Genomic DNA, 19,167 nt, shown 5'->3' on the forward strand with positions numbered 1-19,167 from the left:
GGAACACCGCGGCGGCCGCGACCGGCTGCAATAGGCTTGCGGGATGAGTCCCTCGCACCCTTTGCCCGCGGACCGGATCCGGGCGGAGCTCCGGTCCGCCCGCCGGGAGAGCACCGCCGACACCGACTGGGAATCCTTCGAAGCCCGCTTCGACACCGAGTTCCCCCGCCTGCAGTCGCTCTTCCACCGCATCTACGGGCCCGGCTCCGACGGCGAACTGCTGCAGGTGGTCCTCGACGCGGCAGCCTCGTGGCAGGACCGCCCCGCGGACCTGAAGGCCATCGACGCCTCCCGGGCCATGGCTCCCGACTGGTTCTCCTCCCACAGGATGCTCGGGGGTGTCTGCTACACCGACCTGTACGCCGGCGACCTCGCGGGCCTCCGCGAGCGCATCCCCTACTTCCGCGAGCTCGGGCTGACCTACCTGCATCTGATGCCGCTGTTCCTGGCACCCGAGGACAACTCGGACGGCGGCTACGCGGTGTCCAGCTACCGGGAGGTGGACCCGTCGCTCGGCACCATGGACGAGCTCGCCGACCTGGCCCGCGAGCTGCGCGGGAGCGGCATCGCCCTGGTGGTCGACTTCATCTTCAACCACACCTCGAACGAGCACGCGTGGGCCCGCAGGGCCGTCGCGGGCGATCCCGACTACGAGGACTTCTACTGGATCTACCCCGACCGCGGGATGCCGGACGCCTACGAGCGGACCGTCCGGGAGATCTTCCCCGACGACCATCCCGGCTCGTTCGTGCAGCTCGACGACGGACGGTGGATCTGGGCCACGTTCCACTCGTTCCAGTGGGACCTCAACTACCGGAACCCCCGCGTGTTCCGGGCCATGGCCGGGGAGATGCTGTACCTCGCGAACCAGGGCGTGGACATCGTCCGCATGGACGCCGTCGCCTTCATCTGGAAGCAGCTGGGCACACCCTGCGAGAGCCTGCCCGAGGCCCATCTCCTGCTGCAGGCGTTCAACGCGGTGTGCAGGCTCGCGGCGCCCTCGCTGCTCTTCAAGTCCGAGGCGATCGTGCACCCGGACGAGGTGGTGCAGTACATCGACCGCGGCGAGTGCCAGCTGAGCTACAACCCGTTGCAGATGGCGCTCATCTGGAACTCGCTCGGGACGCGGGACGTCTCGCTGCTCGCGCAGGCCCTCGAACGGCGGCACGACATCCCCGAGGGCACGGCGTGGGTCAACTACGTGCGGAGCCACGACGACATCGGCTGGACGTTCTCCGACGAGGACGCCGCCGAGTTCGGCATCGACGGGCACGAGCACCGCCGGTTCCTCAACGCGTTCTTCGTCGACCGCTTCCCCGGCAGCTTCGCGCGCGGCGTCCCCTTCCAGGACAACCCGCGCACCGGTGACTGCCGGATCTCCGGCACGACGGCGTCACTCGCGGGCCTGGAGGCGGCTGACGGGGGCGGGGTGGCGCGGATCCTCCTCGCGCACGCGATCGTCCTCAGCACGGGCGGCATCCCGCTGCTGTACCTCGGCGACGAGGTGGGGCAGCTCAACGACTACGGCTACCTCGACGACCCCGCGAAGGCCGGCGACAGCCGCTGGGTGGGCCGCCCCGCCTACCCTGCCGAGCGCTACGCGGCCAGGCAGGACCCGACGACGGAAGCCGGAGCGGTCTTCGCGGGCCTCACGCGCCTGATCCAGGTGCGCAAGCAGACCCCGGAGTTCGCCGGCGGCCGCCTGGTGCCCTTCGGCACGAACAACCCGCACGTGCTCGGCTACCAGCGCCCGGGCCTGCTCGACGGCGAGGAGTCGACCGTCCTCGTGCTCGCGAATGTCGCGGACACCCCGCAGGACATCACCGCCCTCACGCTGTCAGGCCTGCCCGAGACCGCCCTCGACCTCATCAGCGGCGAGCGGGCCCTCCTGCGTGCGGGCATCACGATCGACCCGCACGGGGTGCGCTGGTACCGGCTGTAGCCTCGGACACCGGTGCCGGCCGCTGCCGGGCGGAGCCTCGAACACCGGTGCCGGGTCTGCCGCCGGACGGGCCGTCAGGCCTGCTGCCGCGAGAACTCCCCCGCCGCGCGCACCTGCTCCGGGGTGGGCCGCACCCCGGTGTAGAGCACGAACTGTTCCTCCGCCTGCAGGGCGACCACCTCGGCGCCCGTGATGACCGGCGTGCCGGCCCGCCGGGCCGCGAGGATCAGCGGCGTATCGGACGGGGAGGCGACGACGTCGAACACCACCTGAGCGGCGTCGATCGCGGTCTGCGGGAAGGCCACAGCATCGGCGTCGGCACCGGTCATGCCGAGCGGCGTGACGTTGAGGATCAGGTCCGCCGTCGACTCCCCCACCTCCTGCTGCCAGGCGAAGCCGTACAGGTCGGCCAGCGCCCGGCCCGTGCGCTCGTTGCGGGCCACGACGGTCACGCGCGTGAAGCCCGAGTCGCGGAGGGCGGCGACGACGGCCTTGGCCATCCCGCCGGAACCCCGGACGAGCACCGAGTGCGTCGTCGGGACGGAGTGCTCCCGCAGCAGCCGCTCCACAGCGAGGTAGTCGGTGTTGTACGCGGTGAGGACGCCGTCGTCGTTCACGATGGTGTTCACGGAGTCGATGGCCTGCGCGCTGGGGTCGAGGTGGTCCACGAGCGCGATCACCTCCTCCTTGAACGGCATCGAGACGGCGCAGCCCCGGATGCCGAGACCGCGCAGCCCGGCGATGGCCGAGGGCAGGTCGGTGGTGGTGAACGCCTTGTAGATGTAGTTGAGCCCCAGCTCGTCGTACAGGTAGTTGTGGAAGCGCGTGCCGATGTTGCTGGGCCGCGCGGCCAGGGAGATGCAGAGGGTCATGTCTTTGTTCAGGATGGGCACCCGACCATCATCCCAGCAGAGCCGCCGACCGGGAGCTCCCCATGCCGGGTGCGCGTGCCACGTACTAGCATTGGGACGAGTCTCCCGCGACGGCGCGTTGCCGAGGCACCACCATCCCGCACCGCTCCAGGAGCCAGCCCTTGAAGATCGATTTTGCGCAATCGGCCCAGTCCACGCTCGGCGTCGAGTGGGAACTCGCGATCGTGGACCGCTACAACGGCGAGCTCGTCTCCGTCGCCGACCAGGTGCTGCGCGGCGTCAGCGCGAACCACCCCGAGCTGCAGGACGACGACGAGCACCCCCACATCAAGCAGGAACTCCTGCTCAACACCGTGGAGCTGGTCACCGGCGTCTGCACCACCGTGGAGGAGGCGAAGGCGGACCTGTCCCGCTCCCTCGCGGCCGTCCGCGAGGTCACGGATCCCATGGGCGTGGAGCTGTTCTGCGCGGGTTCGCACCCCTTCAGCGCGCCGCGCGCCCAGCAGGTCACGGACAAGGACCGCTACGCGAAGCTGATCGACCGCACGCAGTGGTGGGGCCGGCAGATGGTCATCTACGGCGTGCACGTGCACGTGGGGCTCGACCACCGGGACAAGGCCCTGCCCGTGGTGGACGGCCTGACCAACTACTTCCCGCACTTCCAGGCACTCTCGGCGTCGTCACCGTTCTGGGGTGGCGAGGACACCGGCTACGCCTCGCAGCGGGCCCTCATGTTCCAGCAGCTGCCCACGGCCGGCCTGCCGTTCCACTTCGACGACTGGACCGCGTACGAGTCCTACGTCCAGGACATGTTCACCACCGGCGTGATCGACGCCGTGAACGAGATCCGCTGGGACATCCGCCCCGTCGGCAATCTCGGGACGGTGGAGATGCGCGTGTGCGACGGGCTCTCAACCCTGCAGGACGTCGGGGCGGTGGCGGCCCTGACGCAGTGCCTCGTGCACGAGTTCTCGTCCACGCTGGACGCGGGCGGCAGCATCCCCACCATGCAGCCGTGGCACATCCAGGAGAACAAGTGGAGGGCGGCCCGCTACGGCCTCGATGCGATCATCATCCTCGACGCGGAGGGCAACGAGCAGCTCGTCACCGAGCACCTTGTCGAGGTCCTGAACCGGCTCGAGCCGATCGCCGCGAAGCTCGGCTGCAGCAGTGAGCTCTCGGACGTGGAGGGGATCCTGCAGCGCGGCGCCGGGTACCAGCGCCAGCGGCGGATCGCCCGGGAGCACGACGGCGACCTCCGCGCCGTCGTGCTCGACATGGTGCAGCAGCTCCGCGCCTAGGCGCTCCAGGGACGGCGCGACGCGCCGTTGATGGTGCCTGCGGCCCGGGTGGGGCGGGTGCCGGGGAGCCCGGGGCTCAGTGCGAACCGCCGGTGAAGCGGTCGTCCCTCGTCGGGCTGTCCGCAGAGCCCTCGAGGCCGAGGTTGCCGGCCAGGGTCTCGGGTGACGGGTCGGCGTCGGGCACGACCTGGTTGGAGATGAGGTCCACCTCGTCCGCGGCGGTCAGCGGGCCGTCCTGGATCTGACCCACGTCGGTCGGGTCGATCCCCTCCGTGCTGCCGAGGTCCTTCAGGTGGTGTTCTTCAGTGGGCTGGTCCATGCACCCGAGCGTAGGCCTGCGGTCCCCGAGGCTGCAGCGGTGGTCCGGACAGCGGGCGGTCTTGCACGAGCCCTCCGTGCGGTGTAGCGGCGGGGCGTGCGACGGTACCCGGGTACGACGGAGGGGGCAGCCCTGCGGGCTGCCCCCTCCGTCGTCGGTCGGGGTCAGGCGTGGTGGCCCGGCCCGTGCTGGGCGATGAGTTCGCGCACCCGCCCGTACAGCGGGTGCTCCGGCTCAAGCCCGGTGATCGACGTCGTCGCCTCCCCCGCTTCCTGTTCCGCCAGGATCTCGGCGAGGGCTGCCACGTCGGGATCACCCTGTGCCGAGAAGGACAGCGCGGCCCGCATCGCCTCGAGCAGCGCCACGGGCTCCACGCCCGCTTCGGCCAGCTCGGCGGCCGGGCCGACGAAACGCTCGTGGCGGCCGAGTTTCCGCAGCGGTGCCCTGCCCACGCGCACCACCGTGTCCGGCAGGTGCCGGTTGGTGAAGCGCTGCAGGATCTTCTGCACGTAGGCCTCCTGCTCCGCGACGTCGAACCCGTGCTTGGTGACGAGCAGCTGCTTCGTCTCCTCGAGCACGGCGCGGACCTTCGCGGCGACGCCGGCATCGGCCATGGCATCAGCGATCTTCTCCACGCCGGCGGCGTAGCCGAAGTAGGCGGCCGACGCATGGCCCGTGTTGACCGTGAAGAGCTTCCGCTCGATGTACGGCGCGAGATCGTCCACGTAGGTGGCCCCCGGGATGCTCGGCGCCTCGCCCTTGAAGGGCGTGCGGTCGATGACCCACTCGAAGAAGGTCTCCACGGTGACGTCCAGCCCCTGGCCGGCCGCCTGGTCGGGGACGATGCGGTCGACGGCCGTGTTCGCGAACACCGCACGGGACGCGAGGTCCAGGGCGGCACCGTCGTAGGTCCGCTCGACCTCCCGGCGCAGGATGTCGGTCGCGTTGATGGCGTTCTCGCAGGCCATGACCTGCAGCGGACGCAGGTCGCCGTCGCGCCGGGCGATGGCCCGGGCGATCACCGGTGCGAGGAACTTCAGGACGTTCGGCCCCACGGCCGTCGTGACGATGTCCGCGGTGGCGATCTCCGCGACGACGTCGTCCTCCTGCGACCCCGAGTTCAGGGCGCGGTAGTTGTCCACGGTCTTGACCGCCGGCTCCTCGCCGACCTCGTGCACGTCATAGCTGGGTGTCGAGACCAGCTGATCGATCAGGGCGTCCGCGACGTCGGCGAAGACCACCTCGTACCCGGCTTCGTGGAGCAGGAGCCCCACGAAGCCGCGCCCGATATTGCCTGCACCGAAATGTACTGCCTTCACTAGGCATTGACCTTTCCGAAGAGGGCGAGGACCTCGTCCACGGTGGTCGCCTCGTCGAGCCGCGCGACCTGCGCCTTGTCGGAGAAGACGCGGGCGATCGCGGAGAGGATGGACAGGTGCTCGTTGTTCACGCCTGCGACGCCGACCACGAACTTCACCTGCTTGCCGTTCCAGTCGATGCCCTCCGGGTAGCGGACGATCGACACGGCCGAGCGCTTGATCAGGTCCTTCGCGGCGTTCGTGCCGTGCGGGATGGCGAGGAAGTTGCCCATGTAGGTCGGCACGGACTTCTCCCGCTCGTGCATCGCCGCCACGTAGCTCGCGTCCACGGCTCCGCGGTCGACCAGCAGCCGGCCGGCCTCGTCGATGGCGTCCTCCTGCGTGGTGGCCCTGCCGTCGAGCACGACGCTCTGCTCTGCGAGGACGTCGTTGGCGCCGGCACCGGTGCCTGCTCCTTCGGTATCGGCGTCGGCTGCCACGGCGGCCGGCGTCGGGTTCTTCGGGTCGACTCCACCCTCGGCTGCAGCGCTGGCGCGCACCAGCTCGACGATCTCGTCATAGCGTGGGCTGTTCATGAAGTTGTCGACGGAGACGTGCGTGGCGCTCTGCGTCAGGGGCTCGGCGCGTGCGGCGAGGTCCTGGTGCGTCACGACGACGTCGTAGTCGTCTTTCAGGTTGGCGATGGCGAGGTTGGTGACCTTGACGTCCGGGAAGCCGGCCGCCTTGATCTTGTTGCGGAGCACCGAGGCGCCCATGGCCGAGGAGCCCATGCCGGCGTCGCAGGCGAACACGATGTTGCGGATGGGGCCGTCGGTCGCGGAGGTGGAGCGGAACGTGCCAGCGACGGAGCTCTTCTTGCCCTTCAGCCCTTCCATCTTGCTGGCGGCACCGGCGATGTCGTCATCCGTGGACTTGGTCGTCTTCAGGATGACCGAGCCGATGAGGAAGGAGACCGCCGCGGCCATGAGGACGGACAGTGTCACACCGACGAAGCTGTCCGAGGCGGTGGCGGCGTAGACCGCGATGATGCTGCCGGGAGCGGCCGGCGAGCGCAGTCCGGCTCCCGTGAGCACGAGGGTGAAGATGCCGGCCATGCCGCCACCGATGACGGCGAGGACCATGAGGGGCTTCATCAGGACGTACGGGAAGTAGATCTCGTGGATACCGCCGAGGAACTGGATGATGATCGCACCGGGGGCCGAGGCCTTGGCCATGCCGCGGCCGAAGATGGCGTAGGCGAGCAGGAGGCCGAGACCCGGGCCGGGGTTCGCCTCGAGCAGGAACAGCAGCGACTTGCCGGTCTCGGTGGCCTCCTGCGTGGCGAGCGGGGTGAGGACGCCGTAGTTGATCGCGTTGTTCAGGAACAGGATCTTGGCGGGCTCGATCAGGATGCTGGTGAACGGCAGCAGGCCGTTGCTCACGAGGAAGTCGACTCCCCTGCCCGCGGCATCACTGAAGAGCGTGACCAGCGGGCCGACGGCGAGCAGGCCGAAGATGGCCATGATGCCGGCGAAGATACCCGCGGAGAAGTTGTTGACGAGCATCTCGAAACCGGGGCGGATCTTGCCGTCCCAGATCGAATCGAGCTTCTTCATCAGGTAGGCGGTGAGCGGACCCATGATCATCGCGCCGATGAACATCGGGATGTCCGTTCCCACGATCACACCCATCGTGGCCGTCGCTCCCACGACGCCGCCACGGACGTCGTACACCATCTTGCCGCCGGTGTAACCGATGAGGAGGGGCAGGAGGAACGTGATCATCGGGCCGACAAGGGCCCCGATCGTCTCGTTCGGGAAGTACCCGGCCGGGATGAACAGGGCCGTGATGAGGCCCCACGCGATGAACGCCCCGATGTTGGGCATGATCATCGCCGAGAGGAACGACCCGAACTTCTGGACGCGGACCCGGGCACTGGTGCCGGACCTCGCTTCTAGTTGTGTTGCCACATTCTTTCCTTACCGTTGTCCCCGCAACTCTGCGGAGAGGGATGGATGCTCGGGAAGCGTCAGCTTCCCGACCTGGTGGAGATGCGCTGGAGCCATTCGAGGAAGAGCTTCAGTTCGGAGCTGGAGAGCTGGTCGGGGTGGGAGGACTGCAGCGCCGCGTTCAGGGCGATCGCCGCCACGACCACCGAGGGTGTCCCCTCCGTGTCCGTGGTCGGGTCCGCCTCGGAATCCGTGGCCACGGCGGAGATGACCGCCTCCCTCGTCATCGCGGAGAGTTCGAGGTTGCGCTTCGCCACGGGCTCCGCGATCAGCATGAGCGTGACGCCGATGTTGGCGGCGAGCATGCTGCGCGCGGCTTCGCGCGGGGACACCACGAGGCGGGCTGCCGCGGCCGCCCTCGCCAGGACCTCCTCGAGGAAGGCCTCTGCGCTGGCCACCATGGAGGGCCTGTGCTCGGGCCGGATGTTGCCGAACATCACCAGGTAGAGGTGCGGGTGGTCGAGGCCGAACTGCACGTGGTTGTCCCAGTGCATCCGGAGGTCCTCGACCGGTTGTCCCGACGTCGGGAGGCTCCTCTCGGCGTCGAGGTACTCGGAGAACCCCTCCGCCACGACGGCATCGAAGAGGCCCTCCTTGTCACCGAAGTGGTGATAGAGGGTGGGTGCGGTGACGCGCGCAGCCTGGGTGATCTGCCGCGTCGAGACGGCCTCGCCGTTGGACTCCGCGAGCAGTGCCGCGGCGGCCCTGAGAAGCCTGGTCTTAGGCGTGGGTTCGCCTACTTTCTTCATGGCTGCTACCGTAGCACCTATAGCGCTGTTATATGAATTGGGTCACACGCTCTTTCTCCTTCAGGCCTCACAATGGAGGAAGACGAAGACGACCACCGGCAAGGAAGCGAGGACGTTCAATGGTGAATTTCGCAGGAGTCGGAGTCAGTCCCGGCCGCGTGATCGGCCCCGTGCACCACATGCCCGCAGCGGTCGGCGAACCGCCGGCCGGCGAGCGGCACGAGACTCCCGACGCACCTGAGCAGGCCGTCGCGGCCCTCAAGGCAGCCTCGAAGGCCGTCCAGGAGGAGCTCAGGCGGAGGGCGGGGATCGCCAAGGGCGACGCCCAGGCCGTCCTGCAGGCGACCTCCCTCATGGCCGCCGATCCCATGCTGCTGAAGTCCGCGACGAAGCTCATCAACAAGGGCACCTCGCCCGCGCGTGCGGTCTGGGAGGCCGGTGCCTCCGTGGCCGAGATGCTGCACAACCTCGGCGGCTACATGGCCGAGCGGACGGCGGACGTGCTCGATGTCCGCTCCCGCATCGTGGCCGAACTGCGCGGACTCCCCGCACCCGGCATCCCGTCGTCGGACACACCGTTCATCCTGGTGGCGGAGGACCTCGCACCGGCCGATACCGCCACCCTGGACCCCGCGATGGTGCTCGCCCTCGTCACGTCCGGTGGCGGCCCGCAGTCCCACACCGCGATCATCGCCCGCTCCCTGGGCCTGCCCGCCGTCGTGGCCGCCACGGGCGTGGAGGCCATCGACAGCGGGGCGCTCGTCTTCGTGGACGGCGCCGCCGGCACCGTCACCCTCGATCCTGGCGACGACGAGGCCGCAGCTGCCGAGGCGTACCGCGCGGCCGCGGCGGCGCTCACGGTGTTCGACGGCACCGGCGTCACCTCGGACGGACACGAGGTCCCCCTGCTGGCCAACGTGGGCGGAGCGAAGGACGCCGTCAAGGCCGCCGCGGCCGGCGCGCAGGGTGTGGGCCTGCTCCGGACGGAGTTCTGCTTCCTGGGCCGTGACACCGAGCCGACGGCCCCCGAGCAGGTCGAGGCCTACAAGGGCGTCTTCGACGCCTTCCCCGGCAAGAAGGTGGTGGTGCGCACGCTCGACGCCGGCGCCGACAAGCCGCTGCCCTTCCTCACCGACACGACCGAGCCCAACCCCGCCCTCGGGGTGCGCGGCTACCGCACCGATCTCTCCTCCCCCGGCGTCCTGGAGCGCCAGCTCGAGGCCATCGCGGACGCCGCCTCGCAGTCCACGGCGGACGTGTGGGTCATGGCGCCGATGATCTCGACCGCCGAGGAGGCCGCGGACTTCGCGAAGCTCTGCAGCAACGCGGGCCTGCAGACCCCGGGCGTCATGGTGGAGGTGCCGTCGGCGGCCCTGATGGCCGAGGCGATCCTCGGCGCCGTGTCCTTCGCGAGCCTCGGCACGAACGACCTCACGCAGTACACGATGGCGGCGGACCGCCAGCTCGGCTCCCTCGCAGCCCTGAACAACTCGTGGCAGCCGGCGGTCCTCCGGATGGTCAGGCTGACCGTCGAGGGATCGGAGGCCGAGGGCCATGCCAAGCCCGTGGGTGTGTGCGGCGAGGCCGCAGCGGACCCGGCCCTCGCCGTCGTCCTCGTGGGCCTCGGGGTGTCCACGCTCTCCATGACACCGCGTGCTCTCGCCGGCGTGGGGGCGGTGCTCAACAGTGTGACCCTCGCCGAGGCGCAGCGGATCGCGGAGATCGCGGTGGCGTCGCCCACCGCCGCGGAGGCGAAGGCGCGGGCACGGGCCGAACTGCCCGTGCTGGAGTCGCTCGGGTTGTAGGCCGGGCGACTCCAGCCCTGCGGGGACGTGCCCTGCCCTTCGGCCGGCTGACGTCCTGAGGGCCGTCGGTCAGAAGGGCAGGACAGGATCCGGGCTGGTGTCCTGGGCGGCGAGCTTCACGACGTCGTCCAGGGGCAGTTCGGCGACCTCGGCGACCACGTTGACGTCCTCGCCGTGGCTCAGCGCCTCGGCGACGGCCTCCTGCAGCACGAGCTCGGCCCGGTCGAGCTCGAACTCGACGTCCTCCTTGTCTGCGGCAGCAACACGGATCTTCTGCAAATCGTCGTTCGTCATGGCCCTGGGGAACCTCACACTTCTGGATCAACTACGGATCGACTATGGATCAGCACGGAATCATCAACTCGGGATCAACGGCGTGACGGTGGGATCGTCGGGACAATGGTAAGCAGACATGAGCCCGCACCGGTGGAATTCCACGCGACGCACCGGTGGCACGGGGATGAACGGACCGCGCGCCGCCTCGCCGGTCGGGCGGCACCGGACACGCCGGTACACCGCTAGAATGGGACCAGCGGATCAGCGGCAACGCGCGATCACGGTCTAGCAGAAGGCCCGCAGCGCCGGGATCGACCCTGGCCTGAAGTTCGAGGCTACTGATGGACCTATTTCCCCCGTCCGGCGAGCTGGGCGCAACGCTCGGCCGCATCCGCGGACTGACCCTCACGCAGGAGACAGCGCAGCACGCGGTCGAACTGCTGGCGCGCGTCGCCCAGGAGACGACACCGAACGCATCCGGTGCGGGCGTCTCACTCATCCATCACGCGCAGCGGGTCAGCGTGGGCTCGACGGACGACCTCTCCCGCATTGCGGACGACCTCCAGTACAGCCTCGGTGAAGGGCCGTGCCTGACGGCGTGGTCCTCCCTGCGCCCGGTGGAGATCGGCGACACGGCCACCGACCAGCGGTTCCCGCAGTGGAGCGCTGCAGCGGCAGAGGCAGGCGTACGGGCGTGTCTGAGTGTCCCGCTCCTGCGCGGCCGGGATTCCATCGGCGCCATGAAGATCTATTCGACGCAACCGTCGGCCTTCGGCGACGCCGACCGCGCCCGGCTGGTGAGCCTCGCGACCGCCGCCTCCGCACTACTCGGTCATGTGCAGACCTCGGAGACGACGACCCGCCTCAGCGCCGAACTGCGGGAATCACTGCGGTCGCGTGACCTGGTGGGTGTCGCGAAGGGGATCCTGATGCAACGGGAGGGGCTGACCGAGTCGGAGGCACTCGCGGCCCTGACCTTCCGTGCCCGCACCGCGGGCATCCCGTTCCGCCGCCTGACCGAGGACATCGCGAACGGCACGGAGACGCCGTGACCGGATTCCCGTATGCGGAGGAACAGCGGGCACTGACCCTCGTCGCCCTCACCGACTCCGGCTTCTCCATCGGGGAGGCATGGCTGCACTACTTCTCCCTGGGCGGCGCGGTGGACGAGTACGAGGTCGAGGCGTACCTCGAGGGACTCATGCCCATGCCTCCGCTCGAGTGCGACGTCCTCGCCCTGGCCGTCAACGAACTGATCGACGGGCTCCCTCCGAGGAAGCGCGCCCCGTTCAGCGACGACCTGGTACGTGCTCACACCGGGTCCGACGGAGCGGCGTAGGTTCAGGGGCCCACCAGGCCGGTGCCGCTGCCCCACCGTCGGCGCCCGTGCGGTCATGATGTCGGACCACCGGCATACCCTCGGTGCATGGCAGAGCGACCGGGATGGCACGGCATCCCACCCAGTGCGGACAGGTACGTCCCGCCCCTCCAGCTCGACGCCCCCGGGAGCTGCGTCACCGAACCGTCCCGGTCACCGGCGCTGTGGGTGGACCTCGACTATCCCGACGGTTCCCGGCGTACCGTGAAGGGCTTCGCCATGGCGTGGACGGAGACGATGGTCCTGGCGCAGTGGATCGAGTACTCGCGGGCGCGCGAGGCGTGGGTGGAGGCTGCACGGTGCCGACGCCGCGATCTGCAGCCGCGGACGATGCACGCCGCCTGATGTCCGCCGGCTGTGCGGGGTGCGGCCGCCTCCGACGGCCCCCCTCGTAGAGTGGGGACATGGACCAGCCGACGTCGTGCGCCGCCCCCGGGACGGGCGTATGACCAGGACACCCGGCTGGCACGGACAGCCTCCCGCCATCGCACGCTTCGTCCAGCCGCTCGGACTCGAGGCGCCGGCGCACGGGATCACGGAGTCGGTCCCGCCCGCACCGGCGGTGTGGGTGGACCTGGAGTATCCCGACGGGTCCCGGCAGACGGTGCGCGGCTTCGCCATGGCATGGACGGATTCGGCGGTGCTCGCACAGTGGGTCGAGTTCTCGATCGCACGTGAGGCCTGGGTACGCCCCGACCAGTGCACGCGGCGCGACCTCCCGCGCCGCTCCGGTGCCCGGGACGAGGAGCACGAGGGCGGGTGACCGCCGGACGCCGCGTCACCCTGCGCCTCCGCTTGTCCCGGCGCCGTCCGTCTGTAGCATCGGCGTATGGAATCTACCGAGGTGGTCCGGCGGTACTGGTCGTCGGTGTGGAGCAGGGACTGGAAGGCCGTGGGTCTGACCCTCGCCGAGGACGTGGAGGTCTTCTGGCCCGTCACCCGGGAGATCATCCGCGGCAGGGACAACATGGTGGCGGTCAACGCCGAGCATCCGAACGGGTGGAGCATCGATGTCCTGAACGTGTACGACGCCGGCGAGGTGGTGGTGTCCGAGGTCCAGGTGCCCCAGGAGGACGTCGGCATCTTCCGTGTCGTGTCCATCTGGACGGTGGCCGACGGCGTGATCACCTCCGGCCGCGAGTACTGGACCCTGTACGGGGGCGAGGAGGGGCGCGACTGGCGGCGCAGGTACGCCGAGGTGGGCGACCTGCTTCCCTGAGCACCGACCACCTGAGCGCCGCGGGATACGGCGGACGCGTGTCCAGCACTGGTCAGAGCCCCGCATGCACCATATGCTAAGCATGCTGATGATGCGATCAGTGACCGTATCCCCAACCCCTAGGGAGCATGATGAGCACGAAGGTCGAAGAAACCATTGTCGTGAATCTTCCAGTCACGACCGTGTACAACCAGTGGACCCAGTTCGAGGAGTTCCCGCACTTCATGGGCGGCATCAAGCAGATCACGCAGCTGAGCGATGATCGCCTCGAATGGGTTGCCGAGATCGGCGGTATCCGCCGTCAGTGGGAGGCCAAGGTCCTGGAGCAGGTTCCCGACCGCAGGGTCTCGTGGGCGGCCACGGAGGGTGCCACGAACGCCGGCACGGTGTCCTTCGAGGATCTCGGCGGCACCACCCGTGTGAACCTCGTGCTCGAGTACGAGCCCGAGGGCCTCGTCGAGAAGGTCGGCGACAAGCTGAACGTCGTCGAGAACCAGGCGAAGGCGGACCTGCACCGGTTCAAGGAGTTCATCGAGTCCGAGAGCTACGCCACGGGCGCGTGGCGCGGATCCGTGGCCGGTGTCGGTACCACGGGCACCCCGACGGTCGAGGACGCCGCGGAGTCCCGCGGTGACAGCGGCAAGGCAGGCGTGTCCGGCAAGGTGGCGGCCGGCGTCGGCATCGCCGCGGCGGCCGCAGTGGCCGGTGTGGCCGCGGCTGCTGCCGGCAAGAAGGACGACGAGGAGGACGTGGACGTCGACACGGTGACCGTGGTCGATGCGGCACCCGTGGTCCCCGAGACCACCCCGGTCGTCGACGACGTCGATGCGATCGACGTCGATCCCGTACCCGCCGTGGACGGCGTCCCGGGAACGGGTGTTCCGTCCGAGAGCCAGGGGCTCGAGGGCGACAGGCTCGTCGACGGCGACACGACGGACCGCCGGGGCACGCTCTAGTCCCTGCAGTATCGGAGGACCGGACCCTGCGGGGTCCGGTCCTCCCGCGGTTCTCGGTCCACGGTCCGTCCACGCACCGTCCGGCACGGCGTCGGACCCGGCCCGCCCGGCTGCCGGCGGGCGAGCACCGTCCGGCACGGCGTCGGACCCGGCCCGCCCGGCTGCCGGCGGGCGAGCACCGTCCGGCACGGCGTCGGACCCGGCCCGCCCGGCTGCCGGCGGGCGAGCACCGTCCGGCAGGGCGTCCGGCACGGCCTCGAACCCGGCCCGCTCGGCTGCCGGCAGGTTCTAGGACCCGCCGTTCCCGTCCGCCGCGAGGACGATCCGCGTGACGGGCAGGGACGGGTCGGTGCCGAAGCCGATGCCGCTCGGACGACCGCCGTTCATCACGATCCGGGCTCCCAGTGCCGCGACCATGGCCCCGTTGTCCGTGCACAGCGACGGCGCCGGGACGGTGAGGGTGATGCCGGCGGCCGCACACCGCTCGCCGGTCAGTTCGCGGAGCCTCCGGTTCGCCGCGACGCCGCCGCCGAGCAGGAGGTTCGTGATGCCGTGTTCCCGGCATGCGAGCACGGCCTTCGAGGTGATGATGTCCACCACCGCCTCCTGGAAGGACGCGGCGATGTCGGCCACGGGCACCTCCAGGCCCGCCGCCTCGTACTGCTCCACGCTGCGCGCCACGGCCGTCTTGAGTCCGCTGAAGGACCAGTCGTAGCGGTGCGGGCCGGGCTGCTCGGCGGTGCCCATGTACTTGGGCTGCGAGAGCCCGCGGGGGAAGCGGATCGCCGTCGGATCTCCCTCCCGGGCCAGCCGGTCGATCACGGGCCCGCCCGGATAGCCGAGCCCGAGGATGCGTGCCGTCTTGTCGTACGCCTCGCCTGCGGCGTCGTCGATCGTGGATCCCAGGAGTTCGACGTCGCTCGCGATGTCGCCGATCCGCAGGATCTCCGTGTGCCCGCCGGACACGAGGAGCGCGCCGAGGTCGGACGGCAGCCCGTCGGCGAAGGTGCCGCCGAGCATGCCGACGCCCACGTGCGCCACGAGGTGGTTGATGGCGTAGAGCGGCTTCCCGGTCGCGACGGCGAGCGCCTTGGCGGCGGACACCCCGACCATGAGGGCTCCCGACAGGCCCGGACCCGCGGTCACGGCGATGGCGTCGATCTCGTCGAGGGTGACGCCGGCGTCGTCGAGCGCCGTCCTGAGGGTCGGGACGAAGGCTTCGAGGTGCGCGCGTGACGCGATCTCGGGGATGACCCCGCCGAAGCGCACGTGCTCGTCCATCGACGAGGACACGGTGTTGGTCAGCAGCTGTGTCCCCCGCACGATCCCGACACCTGTCTCGTCGCAGGACGACTCGATGCCGAGCACCAGTGGTGCCTCGCGTGTCATGGTGCCCCCTCTCCGCCCGCGGGCAGGACGAGCTGCATGACCCAGGCGTCCACGCCGTCGCGGTAGTACCTCTTCCTGGTGTGGATCCTGGCGAAGCCGAAGCGCGTGTAGAGCTGCTGGGCCCGCGGATTGTCCGCCCGGACCTCCAGCATCACCGTTTCCGCGCCGCGGCGTCTTGCCTCGTCGAGCAGCTCGGTGAGCATGGCCCGCCCGATGCCCTGCCCCTCGAAGCGCGGCAGCACGCCGATGGTCTGGATGTCCGCCGTCGTGTCGATGACCATGACGCCCGCGTAGCCGACCGTCTCGCCGTCGACCTCCGCGACGATGTAGCGCCGCGTGTCCGGCTGGAAGAACTCGGTGTAGAACATCTCGAGCGGCCAGGCGTCGGTGGGGAACAGTTCGTTCTCGAGGCGGCCGATGGTCTCGATGTCCTCGAAGGTGAGGCTGCGCAGGGTGAAGCTCATGCCGTCGCCCGTTTCCGCGGGCCGGGCACCTTGGCGTCGGACTCCCGCAGGTACAGCGGGGCGGTGTCGCGCAGCGCCTCGCCCGCGAGGAGGCGCTGACGGGCCACGCGGGCGAGGGAGGCGGCGTCGGGATCCGACGTCGCGAAGGCCGGCAGGCCGTCCAGCTCGTCCGGGTAGAGGCTCGCGGCCCTGCCGGCCAGGGGCCGGCCCTTCGGCAGGCTCGCAGCCGCGCCGACGTGCGGGCCGTCGAGGAGCTCGGGGAGGACCGCGCCGTCCTCCCCGCCCGACGGCGCACGGTAGGCAGCCCAGTAGACCTCGCCGCGGCGGGCGTCGGTGCCGACGAGGAAGCCGGTGCCGGCCGGGACCGCACCACTCGCGGCGGCGTCGAAGGCCAGGGCATCGAGGCTCAGCACGCCGAGCAGGGGGACATCCCAGACGAAGGCCAGGGTCCGTGCCGTGACGAGTCCGGCGCGCAGTCCTGTGAAGGGGCCCGGGCCCACCCCGGCGACGATGCCGTCGAGGTCGGCACCGGCCACTCCGGCGTCGGCGAGCACCCGCTGCACCGCAGGGGCGAGGACCTCCGCGTGGGAGCGCGTGTCAGCGCTGCCGAACCGGCCGACGACGGCGTCGTCGTCCAGGAGCGCGACGGTCGCCGCGGCGGAGGTGTCGAGGGCGAGGAGAAGCACCGGTCCAGCCTAGTCGAGGACGGGCGCCGGCAGCCCTGCGTGCCAGCGCGGCCCGAAGCCCGCGAGGGTGACGGTGCGCACCTCGTCCTCGCCGTCGTCGTCGAAGGCCGTGACCGGCTCTCCGGTTCCGGGCAGCGCGCCACCCAGCGGGCGGTGGATCGCGACGTGCAGCCGGCTGTCGCTCAGGTGCTCCACCCGGCCCGCTCCCCACTCGATGACCGTGACATTGGCGGCCATCGTGGCTTCGAGGTCGAGGTCGTCCACGGCTGCCGCGCTCTCCAGACGGTAGGCGTCGACGTGGACCAGGCCCGGTCCGTCACCCGTCGAGGGATGCTGCCGGACGAGCACGAAGGTCGGCGAGATGATGCGGTCCTCCACCGCGAGGCCACGGCCGAGGCCCTGCGTGAACGTCGTCTTGCCGGCGCCGAGTTCGCCGGAGAGGACCAGCAGGTCCCCGGGCCGCAGCTGCGGTGCGAGGCCGGCGGCGAGGCCCTGCAGCTCGGCGGCCGAACCGACGTCGTAGGACGCGGTCCACTCAGGCTCCGTCGCCATCGCCCGCCTCCCGTCGTGCGTCCACGTACACGCGCTCCACGCGGTCGCTGATCCGGGTGACCACCTCGTAGTTGATGGTCTGGGCGGCGGCGGCCCAGTCCTCGACCGGGGGCGAATCGGTGCCACCGAAGAGCACCGCGCGCTTGCCGAGGGGGCTGTCAGGGGAATCGACCAGGCCCGTGGTCCCGAAGTCGATGACGCACTGGTCCATGGCGATCCGGCCCACCACCGGGTAGATGCGGCCGCCGACGAGCACCGGGGCCCCCGTGGCGATGCGGGGCACGCCGTCGCCGTATCCGACGGGGATGAGCCCGAGGGTGGTGGGCTTCTGGGTGCGGTAGCCGTAGCCGTAGGAGACACCCTGGCCGGCGGGCACCTCCTTGCAGTTCGAGACCGTGGTGCTGAAGGTCATGACGGGCCGGAGGCCGAGGTCGGCGGAGCCCTGGTCGGAGAAGGGCGAGAGTCCGTAGATGCCGAGGCCCACGCGCACGAGGTCGAAGTGGCAGTCGGGACGTGAGAACGTGGCGGGCGTGTTGGCGAGGTGCCGCACCTCGACGTCGATGCCTGCGTTCTCGGCGGCGGCCACGGCCTCGCGGAACGCCTGCACCTGGAGGTCGGTCTCGGGGCGTGTCGGCTCGTCGGCGACGGCGAGATGGGAGAAGATCCCGACGACGCGGATCAGGCCCTCCTCCTGGTAGGCGACGGCACGGCTGAGCAGGGACTCCCACTGGTCCGGCGGGCAGCCGTTGCGGCCGAGGCCCGTGTCGATCTTCAGGTGCACGATTGCCGGGCGTTCCAGTTCGCGGGCTGCGGCGGTCACGTGCTCGAGCTCCCAGCCGGAGATCCCGAGGTCCAGTCCGTGCTCGACGCCGGCGCTGAAGTCGCTGCCCATGGTGTGCAGCCACGCGAGGATGGGGGCTTCGATGCCCGCCTTGCGCAGCGCGACGCCCTCGCTGATGTGCGCGACGCCGAGCCACGCGGCTCCCGCCTCGAGGGCGGCGCGCGCGACGGGGAGGGCGCCGTGGCCGTAGGCGTCGGCCTTCACGACGGCCATCACCCGGGCGGGGTGGGCGACGTCGCGCAGGTGCCGGATGTTGTGCCGCAGGGCGTCGAGGTCGATCTCTGCGGCACGTTCTGAGGAAGTCACCCGCCCTATTCTGCCAGCTTGCGCGGGGCGTCCGCCGGGTTGATTCCCCGGGAGGGAGCGGGAACAATCGAAGGCGTGTTCGAACCTCCGTCCGTCGCCCCCGGGTGCGTGCTCCCCGACGAGACGGGGAGGACCTGCGGCGGTGCCACGGGCGGAGCACCCTTCCCGCTCTGTGCGGCGCACCTGGCACTGGTCGCGGAATGGTCGGACGCCGAATGGGGCTCCACCGACCTGCTGCCGGTTCCCTGCCGTGCGTGCGGTTCGCGGATCGGGGTGAGGTACCCGTCCGGCTGGGTGTGTGCGGCCTGTGAGTGGCGGGTGGGCGACGTCCTCGATGACGGCCTGCCGCCTCCGCGCGTCGACGTCGTCTACTACCTCCGGTTCCGGGACCGCATCAAGATCGGGACGACGGCGAATCCGCGCCGACGCCTGGCCCGCATCTGGCACGACGAGGTGCTGGCGTTCGAGCGCGGGGACCGGCTCGTCGAGCGGCGCCGGCACGAGCAGTTCGCGGCACTGAGGCTCGACCGGTCCGAGTGGTTCGAGGCCGCCCCGGACCTGGAGGAGCATGTGGCGCGCCTCGCAGCGGGCGTCGACGACCCGTGGGCGCTGTACACACGCTGGCTCGGAGACGCTGCCGCCCTGCGGGGGTGACGAGGCATCCTCCCGCGGGGCGGGCAGCGGGCCGGCGTCGGCAGCCGGGCTCCACCAGCGGTGTCGGCAGCCGCCCTGGTTCAGCGCGAGCAGGTGTGGTTCACCGGCCCGGTGTCGGCAGCCGCCCCGGTTCAGCGCGAGCAGGTGTGGT

At 70.4% G+C, this 19,167-nt stretch carries 21 protein-coding genes; 10 read left to right on the plus strand and 11 right to left on the minus strand.

Features of this window, described 5'->3' with window-relative positions:
* The first annotated feature begins 43 nt into the window (after positions 1–43).
* Positions 44–1,942, plus strand: coding sequence for an amylosucrase (locus V6S67_RS12935; RefSeq protein WP_334210628.1), 1,899 nt, complete (start codon positions 44–46; stop codon positions 1,940–1,942).
* A gap of 74 nt (positions 1,943–2,016) precedes the next feature.
* Here the strand turns inward: V6S67_RS12935 and V6S67_RS12940 are convergent, their stop codons facing one another.
* A complete protein-coding gene (locus V6S67_RS12940) occupies positions 2,017–2,835 on the minus strand; it encodes a shikimate 5-dehydrogenase (RefSeq protein WP_334210629.1) in 819 nt (272 codons plus the stop codon).
* 140 nt (positions 2,836–2,975) lie between these two features.
* On the opposite strand from V6S67_RS12940, the gene V6S67_RS12945 reads away from it, so the two are divergent.
* On the plus strand, positions 2,976–4,115 hold the full coding sequence (locus V6S67_RS12945; RefSeq protein WP_334210630.1) for a glutamate--cysteine ligase: 1,140 nt from the start codon (positions 2,976–2,978) through the stop codon (positions 4,113–4,115).
* 76 nt (positions 4,116–4,191) lie between these two features.
* On the opposite strand, the gene V6S67_RS12950 is transcribed toward V6S67_RS12945, so the two are convergent.
* From V6S67_RS12950 to V6S67_RS12965, 4 genes are all read right to left on the minus strand, one after another.
* A complete protein-coding gene (locus tag V6S67_RS12950) occupies positions 4,192–4,434 on the minus strand; it encodes a hypothetical protein (RefSeq protein ID WP_334210631.1) in 243 nt (80 codons plus the stop codon).
* Positions 4,435–4,598: 164 nt separating this feature from the next.
* A complete protein-coding gene (locus V6S67_RS12955) occupies positions 4,599–5,753 on the minus strand; it encodes a mannitol-1-phosphate 5-dehydrogenase (protein WP_334210632.1) in 1,155 nt (384 codons plus the stop codon).
* Positions 5,753–7,702 (minus strand): PTS mannitol transporter subunit IICBA, encoded by a 1,950-nt coding sequence (locus V6S67_RS12960; protein ID WP_334210633.1) that lies wholly within the window; start codon positions 7,700–7,702, stop codon positions 5,753–5,755. The genes V6S67_RS12955 and V6S67_RS12960 overlap by 1 nt, the downstream gene beginning before the upstream one ends.
* 59 nt (positions 7,703–7,761) lie before the next feature.
* Complete coding sequence (locus tag V6S67_RS12965) at positions 7,762–8,490, minus strand: TetR/AcrR family transcriptional regulator (protein ID WP_334210634.1); 729 nt, start codon at positions 8,488–8,490, stop codon at positions 7,762–7,764.
* 119 nt (positions 8,491–8,609) lie between these two features.
* On the opposite strand from V6S67_RS12965, the gene ptsP reads away from it, so the two are divergent.
* The gene (gene ptsP, locus V6S67_RS12970; RefSeq protein ID WP_334210635.1) at positions 8,610–10,295 is read left to right on the plus strand and encodes a phosphoenolpyruvate--protein phosphotransferase; all 1,686 of its coding nucleotides are present in this window, start codon (positions 8,610–8,612) and stop codon (positions 10,293–10,295) included.
* Between the two features lie 69 nt (positions 10,296–10,364).
* Here the strand turns inward: ptsP and V6S67_RS12975 are convergent, their stop codons facing one another.
* A complete protein-coding gene (locus tag V6S67_RS12975; RefSeq protein ID WP_334210636.1) occupies positions 10,365–10,589 on the minus strand; it encodes a hypothetical protein in 225 nt (74 codons plus the stop codon).
* A gap of 323 nt (positions 10,590–10,912) precedes the next feature.
* Here V6S67_RS12975 and V6S67_RS12980 point away from each other — a divergent pair, with 323 nt between their 5' ends.
* The 6 genes from V6S67_RS12980 (at position 10,913) to V6S67_RS13005 (ending at position 14,124) form a co-directional block, all read left to right on the plus strand.
* Positions 10,913–11,623: a GAF and ANTAR domain-containing protein gene (locus tag V6S67_RS12980; protein WP_334210637.1), complete on the plus strand. Its 711-nt coding sequence runs from the start codon at positions 10,913–10,915 to the stop codon at positions 11,621–11,623.
* Positions 11,620–11,910, plus strand: a complete 291-nt coding sequence (locus tag V6S67_RS12985) for a hypothetical protein (RefSeq protein WP_334210638.1) — start codon at positions 11,620–11,622, stop codon at positions 11,908–11,910. Before V6S67_RS12980 ends, V6S67_RS12985 begins: the two co-directional genes overlap by 4 nt.
* 87 nt (positions 11,911–11,997) lie before the next feature.
* Positions 11,998–12,294 (plus strand): hypothetical protein, encoded by a 297-nt coding sequence (locus tag V6S67_RS12990; protein WP_334210639.1) that lies wholly within the window; start codon positions 11,998–12,000, stop codon positions 12,292–12,294.
* Between the two features lie 100 nt (positions 12,295–12,394).
* A complete protein-coding gene (locus tag V6S67_RS12995) occupies positions 12,395–12,712 on the plus strand; it encodes a hypothetical protein (RefSeq protein ID WP_334210640.1) in 318 nt (105 codons plus the stop codon).
* A 66-nt stretch (positions 12,713–12,778) separates the two neighbouring features.
* Positions 12,779–13,168, plus strand: coding sequence for a nuclear transport factor 2 family protein (locus tag V6S67_RS13000; protein WP_334210641.1), 390 nt, complete (start codon positions 12,779–12,781; stop codon positions 13,166–13,168).
* A 131-nt stretch (positions 13,169–13,299) separates the two neighbouring features.
* Positions 13,300–14,124: an SRPBCC family protein gene (locus tag V6S67_RS13005; protein WP_334210642.1), complete on the plus strand. Its 825-nt coding sequence runs from the start codon at positions 13,300–13,302 to the stop codon at positions 14,122–14,124.
* Positions 14,125–14,412: 288 nt separating this feature from the next.
* On the opposite strand, the gene tsaD is transcribed toward V6S67_RS13005, so the two are convergent.
* From tsaD to alr, 5 genes are read right to left on the minus strand one after another with little or no spacing between them, the layout of a single operon-like run.
* A complete protein-coding gene (gene tsaD, locus V6S67_RS13010; RefSeq protein WP_334210643.1) occupies positions 14,413–15,513 on the minus strand; it encodes a tRNA (adenosine(37)-N6)-threonylcarbamoyltransferase complex transferase subunit TsaD in 1,101 nt (366 codons plus the stop codon).
* Entirely contained in the window at positions 15,510–15,977 is a 468-nt protein-coding gene (rimI, locus tag V6S67_RS13015) for a ribosomal protein S18-alanine N-acetyltransferase (protein ID WP_334210644.1), read from the minus strand. The genes tsaD and rimI overlap by 4 nt, the downstream gene beginning before the upstream one ends.
* Positions 15,974–16,663 carry a tRNA (adenosine(37)-N6)-threonylcarbamoyltransferase complex dimerization subunit type 1 TsaB gene (tsaB, locus tag V6S67_RS13020; protein ID WP_334210645.1) on the minus strand — a complete coding sequence of 230 codons (690 nt, stop codon included), beginning with the start codon at positions 16,661–16,663 and terminating at the stop codon, positions 15,974–15,976. Before tsaB ends, rimI begins: the two co-directional genes overlap by 4 nt.
* 9 nt (positions 16,664–16,672) lie before the next feature.
* Positions 16,673–17,215, minus strand: coding sequence for a tRNA (adenosine(37)-N6)-threonylcarbamoyltransferase complex ATPase subunit type 1 TsaE (tsaE, locus tag V6S67_RS13025; protein ID WP_334210646.1), 543 nt, complete (start codon positions 17,213–17,215; stop codon positions 16,673–16,675).
* On the minus strand, positions 17,199–18,371 hold the full coding sequence (gene alr, locus V6S67_RS13030) for an alanine racemase (RefSeq protein WP_442884883.1): 1,173 nt from the start codon (positions 18,369–18,371) through the stop codon (positions 17,199–17,201). The genes tsaE and alr overlap by 17 nt, the downstream gene beginning before the upstream one ends.
* Positions 18,372–18,437: 66 nt before the next feature.
* On the opposite strand from alr, the gene V6S67_RS13035 reads away from it, so the two are divergent.
* Positions 18,438–19,016 carry a GIY-YIG nuclease family protein gene (locus V6S67_RS13035; protein ID WP_442884801.1) on the plus strand — a complete coding sequence of 193 codons (579 nt, stop codon included), beginning with the start codon at positions 18,438–18,440 and terminating at the stop codon, positions 19,014–19,016.
* The last annotated feature ends 151 nt before the right edge of the window (positions 19,017–19,167 follow it).

This window comes from Arthrobacter sp. Soc17.1.1.1 (assembly GCF_036867195.1).
Classification (GTDB): Bacteria; Actinomycetota; Actinomycetes; order Actinomycetales; family Micrococcaceae; genus Arthrobacter_D.

Excerpts from the sequence above, each read along its gene's own strand:
- V6S67_RS12935 (WP_334210628.1), top strand. The coding sequence starts at position 44 with ATGAGTCCCTCGCACCCTTTGCCCGCGGACCGGATCCGGGCGGAGCTC.
- V6S67_RS12950 (WP_334210631.1), bottom strand. The coding sequence starts at position 4,434 with ATGGACCAGCCCACTGAAGAACACCACCTGAAGGACCTCGGCAGCACG.
- V6S67_RS12965 (WP_334210634.1), bottom strand. The coding sequence starts at position 8,490 with ATGAAGAAAGTAGGCGAACCCACGCCTAAGACCAGGCTTCTCAGGGCC.
- ptsP (WP_334210635.1), top strand. The coding sequence starts at position 8,610 with ATGGTGAATTTCGCAGGAGTCGGAGTCAGTCCCGGCCGCGTGATCGGC.
- V6S67_RS12975 (WP_334210636.1), bottom strand. The coding sequence starts at position 10,589 with ATGACGAACGACGATTTGCAGAAGATCCGTGTTGCTGCCGCAGACAAG.
- V6S67_RS12980 (WP_334210637.1), top strand. The coding sequence starts at position 10,913 with ATGGACCTATTTCCCCCGTCCGGCGAGCTGGGCGCAACGCTCGGCCGC.
- V6S67_RS12990 (WP_334210639.1), top strand. The coding sequence starts at position 11,998 with ATGGCAGAGCGACCGGGATGGCACGGCATCCCACCCAGTGCGGACAGG.
- V6S67_RS12995 (WP_334210640.1), top strand. The coding sequence starts at position 12,395 with ATGACCAGGACACCCGGCTGGCACGGACAGCCTCCCGCCATCGCACGC.
- V6S67_RS13000 (WP_334210641.1), top strand. The coding sequence starts at position 12,779 with ATGGAATCTACCGAGGTGGTCCGGCGGTACTGGTCGTCGGTGTGGAGC.
- V6S67_RS13005 (WP_334210642.1), top strand. The coding sequence starts at position 13,300 with ATGAGCACGAAGGTCGAAGAAACCATTGTCGTGAATCTTCCAGTCACG.
- tsaD (WP_334210643.1), bottom strand. The coding sequence starts at position 15,513 with ATGACACGCGAGGCACCACTGGTGCTCGGCATCGAGTCGTCCTGCGAC.
- rimI (WP_334210644.1), bottom strand. The coding sequence starts at position 15,977 with ATGAGCTTCACCCTGCGCAGCCTCACCTTCGAGGACATCGAGACCATC.
- tsaE (WP_334210646.1), bottom strand. The coding sequence starts at position 17,215 with ATGGCGACGGAGCCTGAGTGGACCGCGTCCTACGACGTCGGTTCGGCC.